Origin of the sequence: Parafrankia sp. EUN1f (assembly GCF_000177675.1) — a bacterium.
In the GTDB taxonomy this organism is placed as follows: domain Bacteria; phylum Actinomycetota; class Actinomycetes; order Frankiales; family Frankiaceae; genus Parafrankia.
On sequence record NZ_ADGX01000074.1, the window covers coordinates 1 to 16,054 of the forward strand.

The following is a 16,054-nucleotide window of genomic DNA, read 5'->3' on the forward strand; positions in this document are numbered from 1 at the left end:
GCGTCGCGGCCTTCAAGGCCGCGAAGGCCGCCGGCTTCCAGGTCGGCAGCAACTCGACCTTCTTCAACAACGACAGCCCGCAGGACGTCATCGACGTCATCAACTTCCTGAACGACGAGCTCAAGGTCGACCAGATCCAGCTCTCGCCGGGATACGCCTACGAGAAGGCGCCGGACCAGGAGCACTTCCTGGCGGTCGAGGAGACCCGCCAGATGTTCTCCAAGGTCTTCGGTGACGGCCGGCGCAAGCGGTGGCGTCTGAACCACTCACCGGTGTTCCTGGACTTCCTTGAGGGGAAGAAGGAACTGTCCTGCACCGCGTGGGGAATTCCGAGCTACTCGCTCTTCGGCTGGCAGAAGCCCTGCTACCTCATGTCGGACGGCTACGTGAGCTCCTACAAGGAGCTCGTCGAGACGACCGACTGGGAGGCCTACGGCCGGGGCAAGGACCCGCGTTGCGCCAACTGCATGGCGCACTGCGGCTACGAGACCTCAGCCGTGCTGGCCACCATGGGCTCGCTCAAGGAATCGATCCGCGCCGCGCGGATGGGCGCCTGAGCCCCGAACGAAACGGCGCAACGGCGTCAGTACCGGCGTACTGACGCCGGGCACCGCCGGCCGTGAAATGACGATGCCGCCTCGACCCGTCCAGGGCCGGGGCGGCATCGCTCTTTTGGGGCGCGGGAGTTAGGCGACGGCTTTGCCCGCGAAGTACATGCCGAGCATCCCGGCCGCCATGAGCACCACCCACAGATCGGTGAGCCGGCACAGCAGGCGGGGCGCGTGCCGGACCTCCATGAACTCACGCATGATGATGCGAACCTTGACCAGGGCGAGGACGATCGCGCCGACCGTGGCCGAGGTGCTCGCGACCGGGGTGCCGTGATCGTCCGCGGAATGATCGATCCAAAGGTAGGCGGCCGTGATGGCCGACAGGACGATCCAGGCGGCGAAAAGCCTCTTGTTCGATGCGCTGAGCACGGATCACCTCGCGACGTAGAGCAGTGCGAAGATCAGGACCCAGAGGAAGTCGACCGTGTGCCAGTAGGTGGCGCAGGTCTCGACCACCTGCTGGTCGCGTCGCCGGGGATCGGCGAGCTGACGGACCACGATGCCGACGACGACGAGTCCGATCAGCAGGTGGACGGCGTGGATCACGGTGAGGAAGAAGTAGTGCGTGAAGAACTCGCCGCTGGTCAGGGTGTGGCCCGCGGTGATGTGCCCGGCCCACTCCGCGATCTTGAGGGCGAGGAAGAGCAGACCCAGTGCGGCGGTGACGCAGGCGTCCCGCACGGCCGCCGGGTAACGGCCCGCGCGTGCGTTCTGGACGCAGCGGGCGACCGACCACGAGCTCGTCAGCAGGACGATGGTGTCGACGATGCCGAGCCAGAGGTCGAGGTGCGCCTGCTCCTGGAGAAACGCCGCCTCGTGCTGGGCACGGTAGAAGAGGTACACGCCGAAGTAGGACGTGAAGATGAGGGACTCGACGAGAACGAGAACCCACATGTCCGGCTGGCCGGGCACCCGCCGCGCCTTCGCCGCCTCGGTGGGCGGCGCCTGCGTGGTCGTCATCAGGCCACCTCCGCCGCCGCCGTGTGCCGACGGGCCCGCCTGGGCGGGAGGTCGGGCAGCGGGCCGGTACCGAAGTCCTCGCGGATGATCACATTTCGCAGCAGGTTGATGAAGACGCCGGTGTAGATCCCGAAGACAACCACATTGATCCACCAGGCGATCAGGCCGTTCCAGGCGAAGACGCCACGGTCGAAGATCCAGGCCGGTGCGACGACGACCTCGGTGACGGCGTTGCAGAGATTCAGGTAGCCGAACCACTTCGGGAAGACCCGGTTGCGGTCGAGGAGGATCGCGGCCATCCACACCAGGGAGCCGACGAGGAAGACGCCCATGGTGCCGGAGAACGACAGGAATCCGAGGTCGTAGAGCCACTGCTGCAACCGCGGGTCGCGTTCCGGACGCATGGCTCCGGCGGTCAGCGCCACGCAGATGAACAGGAAGCCGGGGACCGCGCTCACCGAGTAGAGGATGAGGTAGGAATAGGCGAACGCGCGGCTGACCGACATCCGCCGGATCGTGTAGGTGATCAGGGCGATGGACGTCGCCGAGAGGCCGCCGAGAACGAAGATCAGCGCGAGCCCCACAAGCAGCCCGTCATGATGGCTCGCGAACCATCCGGGGACCTCGGCGGCGGTGTACGACGGGCTGCCGGGTGGCTGGGTGCGGGTGAGCACGAAGAAGACGACCGTGTACAGCTGGTAGAACGCGAGGACCGCGAACCACATGAGCCAGAGCTCACGCTTCGGGTTCTCGCCCCGGGCGAAGGGTCTCATGCGGTGGCCTCGGCCGCGGCGCCGTCACGCGGTAACGCCCGCGCCAGAACGACCGACATCACGATGATCCAGAGTGCGATGGCGCTGTTCCGGACCCAGAACGACAGGAATCCGTCCCAGGCGAAAACGCCGTTGTGCGCCAGGCCAGCGAAACCCGCGGGAACAAGCGCGACCGCGACCGCGACGTTGAAATGCGCGATCCATGTCCGGAAGACGGGAGTCTCCTGCCGATCCAGGTGGATGGCGACCGCGAGGAAAAGGCTCTGCGCGACCAGAAAAGGAACTCCGCAGGTCAGTGTGATCCAGGCGAGGTCGTTGTAGAGCTGGGTGAGCTCCGGCGCGCGCTCCGGCCGGAAGGCCGCCAGGAGCCAGAACACGCTCGCGGTGAGAAACGCGATGGGTGCGGCGCCGGCGCAGCCGATCATGCAGTAGCGCAGGACCGGGGTGCGGTGAGCCATACCGCGCATCCGCTCCACGACCAGCATCAGGATCGGGATCAGCGCAACGCAGAACCAGTTGAAAACAATCATGCTGTAGCGGACGCGGGCGGTGTTTTCGCGGTAGAAGGACGCGACTTCGTCGGCCGAGGAGCGCGGCGACATCGGTGGTAGGAATCCGGGGAAGAGGAAAAACGCGGCGACCCACAGGACCGCGGCTGCGGGCAGCGTCCACAAGATGATCCGCTCGCCGTTCACAGGTCTCATGGGGCGGCAGAGTAGTCGATCGGCTATCCGGCTGTCTAGCTGATCGGCTACCCGGCCCGGGCGGCCGGAAACAAATGCAGGTCACCGGTCCTGGAGCGGTCGACTAGCTGACCGGCTATCCAGCTGTTTCGCCGGGCAACTAGCCTGGGGCGATGCGCCCGACGACCACGGCCCGGCCCGCCGTCCGACTGGCTGAGATCAGCTACAGCGCGGCGCAGGTCCGCGTCCTCACCGCCGCGCTCGACCTCTTCGCCGACAACGGGGTCGCCGGCACCACGCTGCAGATGATCGCCGACCGGATGGGGGTCACGAAGGCGGCGATCTACCACCAGTTCAGGACCAAGGAAGAGATCGTCATCGCCACGGCCGACCACCATTCGGTCCCGCTCGAGGCCGCCGTCGAGCGGGCCGAGGCGGCGCAGGACCGGGTCGAGGCGCGTCGGGAGCTGCTACAGCAGCTGATCGACTTCGCGGTGCGAAACCGCGCGGGGGTCAGCGCATGGCGCGGTGACCCGGTGATGACGCGGATCCTCATGAAGCATGAGCCGTTCCGCGGGCTGACGGAGCGCATCTACACGCTGCTCGTCAACGAGGACGCCGGCGCGGGCGGTGACGACGGCGCGGGCGGCGAGGAGCGTGAGAACGACTCGCGCATCCCCGCCGCGATACTCGTCGGGGTCATCACCGCCGTCGGCCAGCCCGGCCTCGCCGCGGTCGATCCGCAGATCCTGCGGGAACAGGTCTTCCGCTACGCCTGCCGCCTGCTGAACCTGCCCGACTGAGCCGCTCGGCTGACTGAGGCATCCGACCGAGTGAACCGCCCGGGTGGGGAGTCAGTCATCGGTGGGGAGTCAGTCGTCAGGCATAAGGCATCAGGCGCTGCCATGTGGGGCGCCGGCGCTGACCGCAGGCTGGTCGGCCAGGTCGCCACCACGTCGACCGAGACCGCGCAGCAGGCGGTCCAGCACGATCCCGACCTCGGTCCGGGCCCGGTCGGGATCCGCCGCCCGCGCGGTGTAGAGGCTCGCCTCGGACAGCAGCGCCGCGACCAGCCGGGTCAGCGGAGCGACCGGCAGCGGATCGATGCGGCCCTCGGCCGCCGCCCGCTCGAGCCACTCGGAGAGCAGCCGGTAGCCGTGCTGCTCGACCAACTGGTCCCAGGCGTCGTTACCGAGGACCGCCGGGCCGTCGATGAGCACGATGCGCTGGAAGTCACTGTCCGTGGTCGAGATGTCGAGCAGGGACTGGAAGCCCGTGCGCAGCTGCGTCCAGGCGTCGCTGGGCAGCTCGGCACCGCGGGCGAGCTCACCCGCGACAAGCTGCTCGGCGACCTCCATGGCGACCTGTTCCATCACGGTCCGGAACAGGTCGGCCTTGTCTCGGAAGTGGTGGTACAGCGCTCCTCGGGTGACCCGTGCGTCCGCGACTATCTCTTCGGTGCCGGTGGCGGCATAGCCCTGTTCGGCGAACCTGCGGCGGGCCGCAGCCAGCAGTACCTGACGGGTATCGCCCGTCTGTTCGGGCCGACGGCTGCGTGTCACCCCTTGATTATGGTGCAGGTTCTGGCGATGCACCGGCCGTCGGCCGCCAGGCGGCCAGTTCCACATCCGGATCGAGACCGTCGTCGTGGCGGTCGCGGGCCGGCAGCTTCGTCATTACACGTTCGACCTTCTCAACCCCCGCGCCGGACCTCAGCTGCACCTCGGGGATGAACAGGACCGTGAGCAGCGCCAACACAGCCAGCGGGACGCAGATCAGGAAGACGTCCGCGACGCCCAGGCCGTAGGCGTGGTGCACGACCGAGGCCACCGCGTCGGGCAGCCTGGACGGGTCGGGTACGGAGCGTCCGTCCCCAAGAGTGTCGGCGGGCAGACCGTTTGCGCGCAGCCCGGAGATCGTGGCGTTGCTGACGTGGGTGCTGAGCACCGCGCCGAGGGCCGCTACACCGGCCGAGCCGCCGAGGCTGCGGAAGAACGCCACGGCCGAGCTCGTGGACCCCAGATCCGCCGCGGAGGCGGAGTTCTGGGCGGCGAGCACCAGGTTCTGCTGCACCATTCCGAGCCCCGCGCCCATGAGACAGGCGAACAGCGACACCGTCACCAGCGGCGTGTGGTCGCTGACGGTGCCGAGCAGGCCCAGGCCCGCGCCGATGAGGATCGTCCCCAGGACCAGGAAGCGCTTCCAGCGGCCCGTCTCGCTGATGACGCGCCCCGCGATCAGGGAGGCGATCGCCAGGCCGCCGACCATCGGGATGGTGAGCAGGCCCGACAGCGTCGGGCTCTTGCCCCGGCCCAGCTGGTAGTACTGGCTGAACAGCAGGTTGGCGCTGTACATCACGGTGCCGACGCAGGCGCTGGCGATGATCGTGAGCACGATGGTCCGGTCACGGAAGAGCCGCAGCGGGACGATCGGCTCCTTCGCCCGCGCCTCGACCGCCACGGCGACCGCGAGCAGGGCCAGGCCGCCACCGAGCAGGAGCGCGGACTCACCCGAGACCCAGTCGAAGCTCGACCCCGCGAGGGACGTCCAGATGAGCAGGCAGCTGACGCCGGCGGCGATCACCGTCGCGCCGAGGTAGTCGATGGAGACCTCGCGGCGCACGGGCGGCAGCCGCAGCGTGCGCTGGAGCACCACGAACGCGACCACGGCGATGGGCAGGCCCAGGTAGAAGCAGGCACGCCAACCCAGGCCGGGGACGTCGACGATCACCCCGCCGATCAGGGGGCCGCTGACCGTGGCAACGGCGAACGTAGCGCCCAGGTAGCCGTTGTAGCGGCCACGCTCCCGTGGAGCGATCATGCCGGCCATCGCGATCTGCACCAGTGCGGACAGCCCGCCGACGCCGATGCCCTGCACCACGCGGAAGGAGATGAGCATGCTGGTGGAGGTCGAGATTCCGGCGAGCGCCGAGCCCGTGACGAAGATCACGAGCGCGGTCTGGACCAGGAGCTTGCGGTTGAACAGGTCCGCCAGCTTGCCCCAGATCGGTGTGGTGGCGGTCATCGCGAGCAGCGTCGCCGTGACCACCCAGGTGTAGCTGGTCGAGCTGCCGTGCAGATCAGAGATGATCTTTGGTAGGGCGTTCGTCACGACCGTCGACGAGATCATGGCGACGAACAGGGCGAGCAGCAGGCCGGTGAGGGCCAGCATGGTCTCCCTGTGCGTCAGCCCGGCCGGGCTGGCTCTTCGCTGGCGCAGCTCCTCCGGTGTGTCCCTGCGGGTCGTCGGTGCGTGCTTCGTCGCGCTGGATCCGCGGCCGCCCGGCAGGTCGGGCGAAGTCGTCGAGGTCGACGTGACGAACCTCCCTTGGTTGGTTCATACAACTAAATTTAGTAAAGCATCTGTCTGAGTCGATAGCGAGCCCAAAGCGGAAAATCAGGGCCCTCCGGGGTGTGAGCTTGCGCTCGCGCAACCCCGTGCGGAGCCCGGGCGGAGCGGGGGAAGCGGGGTGCAACAGCGCCGTGAGGCACCAGCCGGGACGGTGCGGGATCGATCCGTCCTGGCGAGTCCGGGGGTCCTGGCCGTGTGGCATCCTGCCTGGCGTGCTTCCACTGCTGGTGATCGCGCTGATCTCGCTCGCTTCGTGGGTCTTTCTGGCGCTGGGCTGGGGGTTCTTCTGGCGCACGGACCAGCGGCTGCCGCGTGCCGACGGGGCGGAACCGTCCGGCGACTGGCCGTCTGTCGTCGCGGTGGTTCCCGCCCGGGACGAGGCCGACGTGCTGCCCCTCACGCTGCCCTCGCTGCTGACCCAGGATTACCCCGGCCCGCTGAGCATCGTCCTGGTGGACGACGCCAGTACGGATGGGACGGGCGAGATCGCCCAGAAGCTGGCCGCGCAGGCCGCGGCCGACCGCCCGAACGCTGCGGTCCCGAACGGTGTGGTCCTGAACCGTGCCGGCGCGGACGGTGCCGGCGCGGACGGTGCCGGCTCGGGGGGCGCGGTGACACTGACCGTCATCGGGTCCAGCGAGCCGCCCGCCGGCTGGACCGGCAAGCTCTGGGCGCTCCGGCACGGCGTCGCCGCGGCCGGCCCGGCGGAGTTCCTGCTGCTCACGGACGCCGACATCGGCCATGAGCCGGGCTCGGTCCGCGCGCTGGTCCGGGCCGCGACCGACCATCGGCTGGATCTCGTCTCGCAGATGGCCAGGCTGCGGGTCAGCACCGGCTGGGAGAAGCTGATCGTCCCGGCCTTCGTTTATTTCTTCGCCATGCTCTATCCGTTCCGGTGGTCGAACAATCCGCGGTCACGGGTCGCCGCCGCGGCCGGGGGATGTTCCCTCGTCCGTCGGCGGGCGCTGATCGAGGCAGGTGGCATCGAGGCGATCCGGGACGCCGTGATCGACGACGTCACGCTCGCTCGGCTGATCAAGAACAAGCGCGGACGAACCTGGCTGGGGCTCGCGGACCACGTGTCCAGCCGCCGGCCGTACCCGCGCCTGGCGGACCTGTGGGACATGGTGGCGCGCACCGCCTACGCGCAGCTCTTCTGGTCTCCGCTGCTGCTGGTCGGCACCGTGTTCGGGCTCGCCGTGGTCTTCGTGGCGCCGGTGGCCGCGACCGTCGTCGGGATCGCCGCGGGTGACGTCGCGGTCGCCGCCGCCGGCCTGCTGGCCTGGTCGATCATGATCACGACCTACACGCCGATGCTGCGGTACTACGGCCAGCCGGCGCGCAGCGCACTTGCGCTGCCCTTCACCGCCGCCCTCTACCTCGCCATGACCATCGACTCCGCCCGCCGGCACCGGGCCGGCCGGGGCGCCGCGTGGAAGGGGCGCACCTACGCGGCCCCCGAAGGAAAGCGGGCCGGCCAGCGGGCCGAGCCGGCGGCGCAGGCGGAGGACGTCGTCCGCCAGCGCGCAGACGAGACCACCGAGATCGTGTGAAGGCCAGGACGCGGTCCTACCCGGAAGCCACTGCTTGTGAGCAAGAGGTGCGGATTTTGGCTGCTGCAGCAACCGAGATCCTCGCTTCTTGCGGATCGCCAACGGACTCCGTGCCTTGTTTGTCGCTATTGGTGTGAATTGCTGGCGCTGGGTGGCAGCACGGGATCCCCGGTGGGCCGCCGTGCGGCGGGTGGGTTTTCCCTCTCGGCTCCTGACCCGGCCGGTCAGGTCGGAGTCGGCGGGGTGTCGGCCAGGGCGCCGGTGAGCGGCCCGGCGAGTGAGTCGAGGCGGCGGCGCAGCGTGACCGCGTCGTCGGCCAGCGCGCTGACGAGCGCACCCGGGCCGACCAGGCGCATCGCAGCGGCCCCCTCCGCCACCGCCCCGGAGTCGGCAAGCGCCTCGAAGCTGGTAGCGGGGCCCGCGACCAGGACCGAACCAACGGCTCGCGCTCCGGCAAGCACGGCCGGGCCGGCCGTTCCGGGGAGGTCCGGGCCCAGCCGCAGCTCCTGGCACAGCAGCGGCCGCCGCCGCGGCGCCGGGGGCGCTGGGTGCACTGAGGGTGCCGAGGGCGCTTCCCGGTCGACGTCGACGTCCACGCGCAGTGAGGTCGTCAGGCTGCCGCCCGGCTCCCCGAACCGGCCGAGCAGGATCTCCTCGCGGTAGCGCAGCGACGAGTCCGGCGTGAGGGTGATCTCGGTGGTCATCCTGTGCCGGGCGCCGGCGGCGACCACGGTCGGCTCGGGGAGCCAGGTCAGCGCCGCCGCCGGGCCGACCTGCGCGTGCACCGCGAACGTCGACGGCCCGGCGCCGTGACCGGGCAGCGCCACGGTCGCGGCCACCGACCGCACGACCAGGTGCGCCCCCGCGCCCACGGTGATGTCGAGGCCGAGGTCGTCGCCGGCGAGCGGGCCGCCGGCACCACCCACGAGATGGATCACCACGACTCGCCCCGACCCGCCGGTGCGCCGCAGGATCACGGGCACCGCGGAACGCAGCTCGGCGATCCTGGCGGTGCCGCCGGCGTCCAGCTCGACCCGCAAAGCCGCGCGTGCCCGAACGGCCGTGCGGGACGGGTCCCGCAGCCTGGCCGTCGGGGCGGGATCGGGCGCCGCCGCCGTCGCCCCTGCTGCCGCCGTTGCTGTCACCGGCGCGGGCTCAGCGGGGGTGGGCGGGCGACGGCAGCAGGGCGAGCACCCAGTCGGCGATGTCCGCGGCCCCGGTGTCGGAGCGGAGGTTGGTGAACAGCACCGGGCGGTCCGCGCGCTCGCCGCGCATGGCGGCCGCGTCGCGGGCCATGACCTCCAGGTCGGCGCCGACGAGCGGGGCGAGGTCGGTCTTGTTGATGACCAGCAGGTCACTGTTGGCGACACCGGGCCCGCCCTTGCGGGGCACCTTGTCGCCGCCCGCGACGTCGATCACGAAGATCTGCCGGTCGATCAGGCCGTAACTGAACGTCGCGGTGAGGTTGTCACCGCCGCTCTCGACCAGGATGAGGTCGAGCCGGCCGAGCTCGGCCTCCAGGTCCTCGACCGCGTCGAGGTTGGCCGTGATGTCATCCCGGATCGCCGTGTGCGGACAGCAGCCCGTCTCGACGGCTCGGATCCGGACGGGGTCGAGGACCCCGGCGGCGCGCAGGAAGTCGGCGTCCTCGGTGGTGTAGATGTCGTTCGTCACCACCGCGAGGCGGACCCGGCCCGCCAGCACTCGGCACAGCGCCGCCACCAGCGCCGTCTTGCCGCTCCCGACCGGACCGCCGACTCCGACGCGAAGCGCGCGGTCCGTCGGCGGCGGCCCGGCGGGCGTGCCGGGCGGGCTCTGCCAGCGTGGCCCCGACTCGGTCGCGGAGCTGGGCGAGGATCGGCCCGCCCCGTCGACCAGCGAGCCGCCTACCGCGCCACGTCGATCGTGATCAAGGTGCACCGGTCGTCGCTCCTGTTCCTGCCTGTGCCGGGTGTTCCGCTGGTGCTCGGTGTTCCGCGCGCGGTGTGCTCCGTGGCCAGCCAGCCAGCCAGCCGGCCTGCCTGCCTACCTGCCCGTTTGCCCGTCTGCCTGGTCCGATCCTGCTTGCGAAGCGTAACGCCCGCCGGCGCCGCACCGACTCGCGTGCCTTTGGGGCAGGACCGAAGCACGTGATCGATAACATTTGCCGGACCCGGCCGTCCGGCTGCGTGAGCTGGCCCACGCCTACCGCCGCAGCGCCCTCACCGACCGGTCGTTCTACGCGGTCATGTTCGAGGCTGCCGTGCCCGGCTACCGGCCCGGCCCGGAGTCGCTCGCCGCTGCATGGTCGAGCATGGTCGTCCTCGTCGACGCGGTGCGCGACGCGATGGATACCGGGCTGCTGCGCGCCGGCGACCCCGAGGCCGTCGGCCGGCTCCTGCACGCCGCCGCGCACGGCTCGGTGAGCCTGGATATCTCGGGCCATCTGACGGGCGACGACGCGCTGCGTTGCTTCCGCGAGCTGACCTCGGCCGCCTTCGCCGCGAGCGCACCGTCCAGCAGCCCCAGCCAACCTGAAGGCCAGGCTCTCAGGACGTGAACATGCGGACCTGGGCCGTCCGGTGCCGTTCGGAGAGCAGGTCGAGGTGCGGTGCGCTGCCGGCGGGAAGGTTGGCGGGGGAGCCGAGGGACGCCTGGTCGGCTTCGAAGGCGGTGCTGTCCACCGAGGCGGCGATCTCCGCGAGCAGGCCGGTGACGGCCAGTGGGTCGAGGCCGAGGAGCCGGACGGCCGCGGTCGCCGGGCCGTTGACCGAGGCGTGGGCGGCGGCGAGGGCCGCGTCGCGTGGTTCGAGGCCGGCGGCGGCGGCGACCAGGCCGAGCGCCACACAGTGATGCGGTGAGCTCGGCTGGATGGGTACCGGCCAGGCGGCCCGGGCCACCCGCATCAGCGCCCGGCCCTGCGCCCGGCTGGCGGCACGCTGCGCCGGCGACGGGGTGCGGGCGTCGACCTCGTCATCGAACGCCGCCAGGACATCCAGCAGCGGGACGCCCTTCGTCCCGGCCGCGTGGGCTGGTTCGGCAGGGCTGGCGGGGCCGGCAGGGCTGGCGGGGTTGGCAGAGGCGGCTGCGGCGGCCGAGGCGGCCGAGGCGGCGGCGTGGACCGCGCGGCAGACCCCTGCCGCGAAGGAGGCGGCGAGCAGGCCTGCGGTCGCGAGCCGGCCGCGGAGGAACTCGGCGAGGTCGTCGAGCCCGGTGATGTCGCCACCGAGCACGGCGGCCTCCACCCCGCCGGAATGCGCATGGCCGCCTGCGGGCAGTCGACCGTCTGCCAGCAGCAGCAAGGCGGCCCGTGCCTCTACGTGACCTGTCGTGGTCGGATCCGCATTCATGCCACCTATCCTTGTCCACCACGCTCGGGCCGTTCGGCCCGCCCCCGGCCCGCGTGGACGGATCGGCGTCAGGTCGCTTCTGCGACATATCGCCCACGCTCGGCGTCCGGCCATGCCAGTCTCGGCCGATGTCGATGCAGCAGAGACACCGTCCGGGCCTGCGCCGCAGTGGACATGCGCGCGTCGCGTTGGCCCTGGTAGGGGCACTGGCGGTGTCCTCGGGAGTGGCCGCCTGCTCGGATCGTCCGCCGAAGCCGACCTGTAAGGCCGGCTATGTGGCGGACTGGGACGACGACGACCACGAGTGGGAGTGCGACCGCAAGAGCTCGGGCTCGAGTTCGTCGAAATCGTCGGGCTCAGGTGGTTCGCACCGATCGTCGAAGCGGCGCTGACCGTCGGTCCGAAGCCGCGGCTCGAAGATCTGAGGATTTCGGTCGTTCTGGAGCCAGCCGCGGAATCGTGAGCTTCGGGTTGGCGTTGCTGGCGGGCAAGTGTTGTGGATATTGGCTGCCGGAACGACCAAAACCCTCACTCTTTGCTGTTTGCCAGGTGGCTCTGCGCCACTTTTGTGCCTCTTGTGGTCGACCACGATCCTCAGATCCTGCCCGGCAGCAGTGGCGGCCCGAAGCTCTGGATTGCCACGGGCGTAACAGTGTCTTTCTAGAGTGGGCGGCAAACCGTCGGGCGGTCTGGCCGACCGGCAGTTCCTGGATCTGCGGTTGCCCGTCGTCCACGGCCGTGCCTGGCCCGGTGGGTGTGGGTGCCGAGGCGTCGCTGGAGGCAGTGGATGGGATCGTCCGTACTCACACCGTTCGCCGAGCCCGGGGTCTTCCGGGCCGGTGCCGCCGGCCCGGCCGGTGCTCCCGGCTTGGCCGGTGGGCCGGGCCCGGAGCCGACGCCGGCGGCGGACCTGGCGGCGGATCGGGCCGCGGACCTGGATCTGGACGAGATCGAGGCGTTCTACCGGCAGCACGGCTTTGTGATCCTGCGTGATCTGCTGGGGGAGAAGCTCATCGCCCGGATGGAGCAGGAGTGCGAGGCCGCGCAGGCCGGGGTGCTCGCCGGCGACCTGTCGGCCCGCTACGGCTCCACGCAGTACCTCGACGATGCCGCGAAGGCCGAGCGGTTTGTCAACTACGTCGAGCACATCCAGGAGCTCGCGCCCGCCGTGGGCGAGGCGGCCGAGGACCCGGTCCTGACCGGGGTGATCCGCCGGCTGATCGGCGCCCGGATCTGGCTCAGCGGCTCGGAGCAGACCGGGGTCGTCTACCAGGACGCCCGGCCGGGGCGGGAGTCCGGCTACACCCGCATCGGCTGGCACTCCGACTGGCAGGCGATGCCGAGCCTCGACGTCTGGCCTGGTCTGGCCATCACCATCCACATCGACGCGACGAGCCCGGCCAACGGCTTCCTGCGGGTTGTGCCCGGAAGCCACCAGTGGGCCACACCGGCCCCCTACCGCAACGTCAACGGGGTGCCGGTCCCCGCCGACGCCCGCCCGACCGGGGGATACACCGACACCGCCCCGCCGTTCGAGATGCCGTTGGGCTTCGAGAAGGTGCTGGGGGAGATCGCCGTCTACGCCGAGCGGGGGGACGTCCTGCTGCATGACGGCTACCTGTGGCATTCGGCGGCGCGGGCGACCGACGACGACACCAGGCGCCGCCATGTCCGCGGCTCGTTCTTCGCGGGTGAGCAGGCGGCCTACCGGCGGCAGTTCATCAAAAACGCCGCACGCTGATGCCGGGCGCCGGCGCGTGCCGGCTGGCCAGGTGCTGTTCGCGTAGGTGGTGGACGTCCTCGGGGGGCAGCTCGACGCCGCGTGGCATCAGCAGATAGGCGTGCGGGGCGATCCGCTCGATGTGCCCGGACAGTGCGTAGACGGCCCCGGCGGCGAAGTCCAGGAACCTGCGCTCCAGGGTTTCGCCGCCGTGATCGAGATCCACCAGCATCGGGATGCCGTCACACAGCCGGTCGACGGGCTGGCGGAAGTCGTCGTAGGTCGTCGGGGCGATCGCGGGAACGGTGGCTCGCGCCCGGGCTTTTCGGGGCGTGGTCGCGTCCATCGATGTGCCTCTCTTGTGCCGGGCCATGGCGGGCAGTCCACATGATTTCCGACAGAACGCGGTGCCGAAGGGCGACACGCCGGGACGGGACCACTGCCGGAAGTGGACCGGCAGCACGGCGGCGCTCGATGACCGGTCGGACCCAGCCCCAGCCCAGCCCGAGCCCAGCCCCAGCCCAGTGCAGGCCCGGCGCCGCCGGACCGGCGAGCTGGCCCGGACGGGCGCCTCAGAACAGGAAGTAGCGCTGGGCCATCGGCAACTCGGTGGCCGGCTCGGGCTCGATGGCCTCGCCGTCGACGCGCACGGTGAACGTGTCCGGGTCGACCCGGATGTCCGGGGTCGCGGTGTTCTCCGGCAGATCCGCCTTGCCGCGGCGGCGGACGTTCGCGGTGGCGACCATCGGTGTGGCCAGGCCCAGCCGGGCGTCCAGACCGTCCTCCAGCGCCACCGGCGCGACGAACATCAGCGAGCCGGCAGCGGCGGGCCCGGGGCCGCGCCGAACATGGGCCGGGGCAGCACCGGCTGCGGCGTCGGGATGGAGGCGTTCGCGTCGCCCATCGCCGCCCAGGCGATGAACCCGCCCTTGATGACCAGCGACGGCCGAACCCCGAAGAACGCCGGCTCGTAGAGGACCAGGTCGGCGAGCTTGCCGACCTCGACCGAGCCGATCTCGGCGTCCAGGCCGTGCGCGACGGCCGGGCAGATCGTGTACTTGGCGACGTAGCGCCGGGCCCGGTTGTTGTCGGCGGCGCCGTCGCCGGGCAGTGACCCGCGGCGGCGTTTCATGACGTGGGCGGTCTGCCAGGTGCGCAGCACGACCTCGCCGATCCGTCCCATGGCCTGCGAGTCCGAACCGATCATCGAGATCGCGCCGAGGTCGTGCAGGATGTCCTCGGCGGCGATGGTGGACGGCCGGATGCGGCTCTCGGCGAACGCGAGGTCCTCGGGCACCGTGGGGTTCAGATGGTGGCAGACCATCAGCATGTCGAGGTGCTCGTCGAGGGTGTTGACGGTGTGCGGCCGGGTCGGGTTCGTCGACGAGGGCAGGATGTTGCCGTACGAGGCGACGGTGATGATGTCCGGCGCGTGCCCGCCGCCGGCGCCTTCGGTGTGGTAGGCGTGGATGGCCCGGCCGGCGATGGCGCCGAGGGTGTCCTCGACGAACCCGGCCTCGTTGAGGGTGTCGGAGTGCAGCGCGACCTGCACCCCGGAGGCGTCGGCGACGCGCAGGCAGGCGTCGATGGCCGCCGGGGTGGTGCCCCAGTCCTCGTGCAGCTTGAAGCCGGCGGCGCCGGCCCGGAGCTGCTCCCACATCGACTCTTCGCTGACCGTGTTGCCCTTGCCGAGCAGGGCGACGTTGACCGGCCAGCCGTCCATCGACGACAGCATCCGCTGCAGGTACCACGGTGACGCGGTGACCGTGGTCGCCTTGGTGCCCTCCGCGGGCCCGGTGCCGCCGCCGATGAGGGTGGTGATGCCGGCGCCGAGCGCCTCGGGGACCTGCTGCGGGCAGATGAAGTGCACGTGGGTGTCGACCGCGCCGGCGGTGAGGATCTTCCCGTTCCCGGCGATGATCTCCGTGCTGGGGCCGATGACCAGATCCGGGTGGACGCCGTCCATGATGTCGGGGTTGCCGGCCTTGCCGAGGGCGACGATCCGCCCGTCGCGGACGCCGACGTCCGCCTTGACGACACCCCAGTGATCGAGCACCACCGCGCCGGTGATCACCAGGTCGGGCGCGCCCTCGGCCCGGGTGGCGCGGGCCTGGCCCATCGACTCGCGGATGACCTTGCCGCCGCCGAACACGGCCTCGTCGCCGGTGGCCGCGTGGTCCGGGCCGCGGCTGAGGTCCTCGGTCACCTCGATGAAAAGGTCGGTGTCCGCGAGGCGCACCCGGTCGCCGACGGTCGGGCCGAACAGGGTCGCGTACCGGGACCGCGGCAGCTCGCTCATCCGCACCCCTTTCCGGGTTCGGTGGGATGCGCATCGGTGGGACGTCGGTCGGCGAGCGGGCCGGCCCATTCCTGGCGCAGTCCCGGCACGACGCGCGCGCCGACCAGCGCGACCAGCTCGACCTCGCGCTCGGCGCCCGGTTCGAACCGCACCGCGGTACCGGCGGGAACGGCGAGCCGGAACCCCCAGGCCGCCTCCCGGTCGAAGTCGAGTGCCGGGTTCGCGGCCGCGAAATGGTAGTGCGAGCCGACCTGGACCGGCCGGTCGCCGGTGTTGCGCACGACGAGGGTGCGGGTCGGCCGGCCCGGGTTGAGTCGTACCGGGTCGGCGGCGGTGACGATCTCGCCGGGGATCAAGGGATCGGCTCGTGGACTGTGACGAGCTTCGTCCCGTCCGGGAAGGTCGCCTCGACCTGGACCTCGGCCAGCATCTCCGGGACGCCTTCCATCACGTCCTCCCGGGTGAGCACGGTCCGCCCGGCGGCCATGAGGTCGGCGACGGTGCGTCCGTCCCGAGCGCCCTCCAGGAGATAGGAGGTGATCAGCGCGGTCGCCTCCGGGTAGTTCAGCCGCAGCCCGCGCGCGCGGCGCTCGCGGGCCAGGCCGGCGGCCACATGGATGAGCAGACGTTCCTGTTCATGCGGGCTCAGCAGCACGATCGCGGAGCCTACACGCACCGCACACCGGCACCACAGTGCCACCATCGGCACCGGTGTGCCATGCGCCGATACCGGCGCGCCACTGACGGTGAACCTGGCCACAACGAGATCAGACGA

General features: G+C 70.8%; 17 protein-coding genes and 1 pseudogene. 5 read left to right on the plus strand and 13 right to left on the minus strand.

From position 1 onward, the window contains the following. On the plus strand, positions 1–557 hold a 557-nt coding region (gene hpnH / locus FREUN1FDRAFT_RS21470; protein WP_006542285.1), incomplete at its 5' end, for an adenosyl-hopene transferase HpnH. A 129-nt stretch (positions 558–686) separates the two neighbouring features. Here hpnH and FREUN1FDRAFT_RS21475 read toward each other — a convergent pair. From FREUN1FDRAFT_RS21475 to FREUN1FDRAFT_RS21490, 4 genes are read right to left on the minus strand one after another with little or no spacing between them, the layout of a single operon-like run. Then, positions 687–980, minus strand: coding sequence for a cytochrome C oxidase subunit IV family protein (locus FREUN1FDRAFT_RS21475; RefSeq protein WP_006542286.1), 294 nt, complete (start codon positions 978–980; stop codon positions 687–689). Positions 981–983: 3 nt separating this feature from the next. Next, a complete protein-coding gene (locus tag FREUN1FDRAFT_RS21480) occupies positions 984–1,571 on the minus strand; it encodes a cytochrome c oxidase subunit 3 (RefSeq protein WP_006542287.1) in 588 nt (195 codons plus the stop codon). Then, positions 1,571–2,344, minus strand: coding sequence for a hypothetical protein (locus tag FREUN1FDRAFT_RS21485; protein ID WP_006542288.1), 774 nt, complete (start codon positions 2,342–2,344; stop codon positions 1,571–1,573). Before FREUN1FDRAFT_RS21485 ends, FREUN1FDRAFT_RS21480 begins: the two co-directional genes overlap by 1 nt. Then, the gene (locus FREUN1FDRAFT_RS21490) at positions 2,341–3,048 is read right to left on the minus strand and encodes a hypothetical protein (RefSeq protein WP_006542289.1); all 708 of its coding nucleotides are present in this window, start codon (positions 3,046–3,048) and stop codon (positions 2,341–2,343) included. Before FREUN1FDRAFT_RS21490 ends, FREUN1FDRAFT_RS21485 begins: the two co-directional genes overlap by 4 nt. 152 nt (positions 3,049–3,200) lie before the next feature. On the opposite strand from FREUN1FDRAFT_RS21490, the gene FREUN1FDRAFT_RS21495 reads away from it, so the two are divergent. Next, positions 3,201–3,830, plus strand: a complete 630-nt coding sequence (locus FREUN1FDRAFT_RS21495; RefSeq protein ID WP_006542290.1) for a TetR/AcrR family transcriptional regulator — start codon at positions 3,201–3,203, stop codon at positions 3,828–3,830. 90 nt (positions 3,831–3,920) lie between these two features. Here FREUN1FDRAFT_RS21495 and FREUN1FDRAFT_RS21500 read toward each other — a convergent pair whose 3' ends face one another. Beyond that, a complete protein-coding gene (locus FREUN1FDRAFT_RS21500) occupies positions 3,921–4,589 on the minus strand; it encodes a TetR/AcrR family transcriptional regulator (RefSeq protein WP_035952862.1) in 669 nt (222 codons plus the stop codon). 7 nt (positions 4,590–4,596) lie between these two features. Continuing rightward, positions 4,597–6,198, minus strand: coding sequence for an MDR family MFS transporter (locus FREUN1FDRAFT_RS21505; protein WP_006542292.1), 1,602 nt, complete (start codon positions 6,196–6,198; stop codon positions 4,597–4,599). 392 nt (positions 6,199–6,590) lie between these two features. On the opposite strand from FREUN1FDRAFT_RS21505, the gene FREUN1FDRAFT_RS21510 reads away from it, so the two are divergent. Beyond that, complete coding sequence (locus FREUN1FDRAFT_RS21510) at positions 6,591–7,931, plus strand: glycosyltransferase (RefSeq protein WP_006542293.1); 1,341 nt, start codon at positions 6,591–6,593, stop codon at positions 7,929–7,931. Positions 7,932–8,155: 224 nt separating this feature from the next. On the opposite strand, the gene FREUN1FDRAFT_RS21515 is transcribed toward FREUN1FDRAFT_RS21510, so the two are convergent. Both FREUN1FDRAFT_RS21515 and ureG read right to left on the minus strand, forming a co-directional pair. Then, on the minus strand, positions 8,156–9,076 hold the full coding sequence (locus FREUN1FDRAFT_RS21515) for an urease accessory protein UreD (protein WP_006542294.1): 921 nt from the start codon (positions 9,074–9,076) through the stop codon (positions 8,156–8,158). 10 nt (positions 9,077–9,086) lie between these two features. Continuing rightward, the gene (ureG, locus tag FREUN1FDRAFT_RS21520) at positions 9,087–9,851 is read right to left on the minus strand and encodes an urease accessory protein UreG (RefSeq protein ID WP_006542295.1); all 765 of its coding nucleotides are present in this window, start codon (positions 9,849–9,851) and stop codon (positions 9,087–9,089) included. A 223-nt stretch (positions 9,852–10,074) separates the two neighbouring features. On the opposite strand from ureG, the gene FREUN1FDRAFT_RS21525 reads away from it, so the two are divergent. After that, complete coding sequence (locus tag FREUN1FDRAFT_RS21525; RefSeq protein ID WP_006542296.1) at positions 10,075–10,470, plus strand: TetR-like C-terminal domain-containing protein; 396 nt, start codon at positions 10,075–10,077, stop codon at positions 10,468–10,470. Here the strand turns inward: FREUN1FDRAFT_RS21525 and FREUN1FDRAFT_RS21530 are convergent. Continuing rightward, positions 10,460–11,260 (minus strand): urease accessory protein UreF, encoded by an 801-nt coding sequence (locus FREUN1FDRAFT_RS21530; protein ID WP_006542297.1) that lies wholly within the window; start codon positions 11,258–11,260, stop codon positions 10,460–10,462. The genes FREUN1FDRAFT_RS21525 and FREUN1FDRAFT_RS21530 overlap by 11 nt on opposite strands. A gap of 787 nt (positions 11,261–12,047) precedes the next feature. Here FREUN1FDRAFT_RS21530 and FREUN1FDRAFT_RS21535 point away from each other — a divergent pair. Then, on the plus strand, positions 12,048–13,001 hold the full coding sequence (locus FREUN1FDRAFT_RS21535) for a phytanoyl-CoA dioxygenase family protein (RefSeq protein WP_006542298.1): 954 nt from the start codon (positions 12,048–12,050) through the stop codon (positions 12,999–13,001). Here FREUN1FDRAFT_RS21535 and FREUN1FDRAFT_RS21540 read toward each other — a convergent pair. The 4 genes and pseudogenes from FREUN1FDRAFT_RS21540 to FREUN1FDRAFT_RS21555 all read right to left on the minus strand — a co-directional run bounded on the left by FREUN1FDRAFT_RS21540 (position 12,982) and on the right by FREUN1FDRAFT_RS21555 (position 15,934). After that, positions 12,982–13,326, minus strand: coding sequence for a cell division protein SepF (locus tag FREUN1FDRAFT_RS21540; protein ID WP_006542299.1), 345 nt, complete (start codon positions 13,324–13,326; stop codon positions 12,982–12,984). The two genes, FREUN1FDRAFT_RS21535 and FREUN1FDRAFT_RS21540, sit on opposite strands and share 20 nt — an antisense overlap. Before the next feature lie 226 nt (positions 13,327–13,552). After that, positions 13,553–15,279, minus strand: a pseudogene (locus FREUN1FDRAFT_RS21545) (urease subunit alpha). Then, on the minus strand, positions 15,276–15,635 hold the full coding sequence (locus FREUN1FDRAFT_RS21550) for an urease subunit beta (RefSeq protein ID WP_006542302.1): 360 nt from the start codon (positions 15,633–15,635) through the stop codon (positions 15,276–15,278). Before FREUN1FDRAFT_RS21550 ends, FREUN1FDRAFT_RS21545 begins: the two are co-directional and overlap by 4 nt. Further along, positions 15,632–15,934 (minus strand): urease subunit gamma, encoded by a 303-nt coding sequence (locus tag FREUN1FDRAFT_RS21555; RefSeq protein ID WP_035952877.1) that lies wholly within the window; start codon positions 15,932–15,934, stop codon positions 15,632–15,634. The genes FREUN1FDRAFT_RS21550 and FREUN1FDRAFT_RS21555 overlap by 4 nt, the downstream gene beginning before the upstream one ends. Positions 15,935–16,054 lie beyond the last annotated feature (120 nt).

Excerpts from the sequence above, each read along its gene's own strand:
- FREUN1FDRAFT_RS21480 (WP_006542287.1), bottom strand. The coding sequence starts at position 1,571 with ATGACGACCACGCAGGCGCCGCCCACCGAGGCGGCGAAGGCGCGGCGG.
- FREUN1FDRAFT_RS21485 (WP_006542288.1), bottom strand. The coding sequence starts at position 2,344 with ATGAGACCCTTCGCCCGGGGCGAGAACCCGAAGCGTGAGCTCTGGCTC.
- FREUN1FDRAFT_RS21490 (WP_006542289.1), bottom strand. The coding sequence starts at position 3,048 with ATGAGACCTGTGAACGGCGAGCGGATCATCTTGTGGACGCTGCCCGCA.
- FREUN1FDRAFT_RS21495 (WP_006542290.1), top strand. The coding sequence starts at position 3,201 with ATGCGCCCGACGACCACGGCCCGGCCCGCCGTCCGACTGGCTGAGATC.
- FREUN1FDRAFT_RS21505 (WP_006542292.1), bottom strand. The coding sequence starts at position 6,198 with ATGCTGGCCCTCACCGGCCTGCTGCTCGCCCTGTTCGTCGCCATGATC.
- FREUN1FDRAFT_RS21530 (WP_006542297.1), bottom strand. The coding sequence starts at position 11,260 with ATGAATGCGGATCCGACCACGACAGGTCACGTAGAGGCACGGGCCGCC.
- FREUN1FDRAFT_RS21535 (WP_006542298.1), top strand. The coding sequence starts at position 12,048 with ATGGGATCGTCCGTACTCACACCGTTCGCCGAGCCCGGGGTCTTCCGG.
- FREUN1FDRAFT_RS21540 (WP_006542299.1), bottom strand. The coding sequence starts at position 13,326 with ATGGACGCGACCACGCCCCGAAAAGCCCGGGCGCGAGCCACCGTTCCC.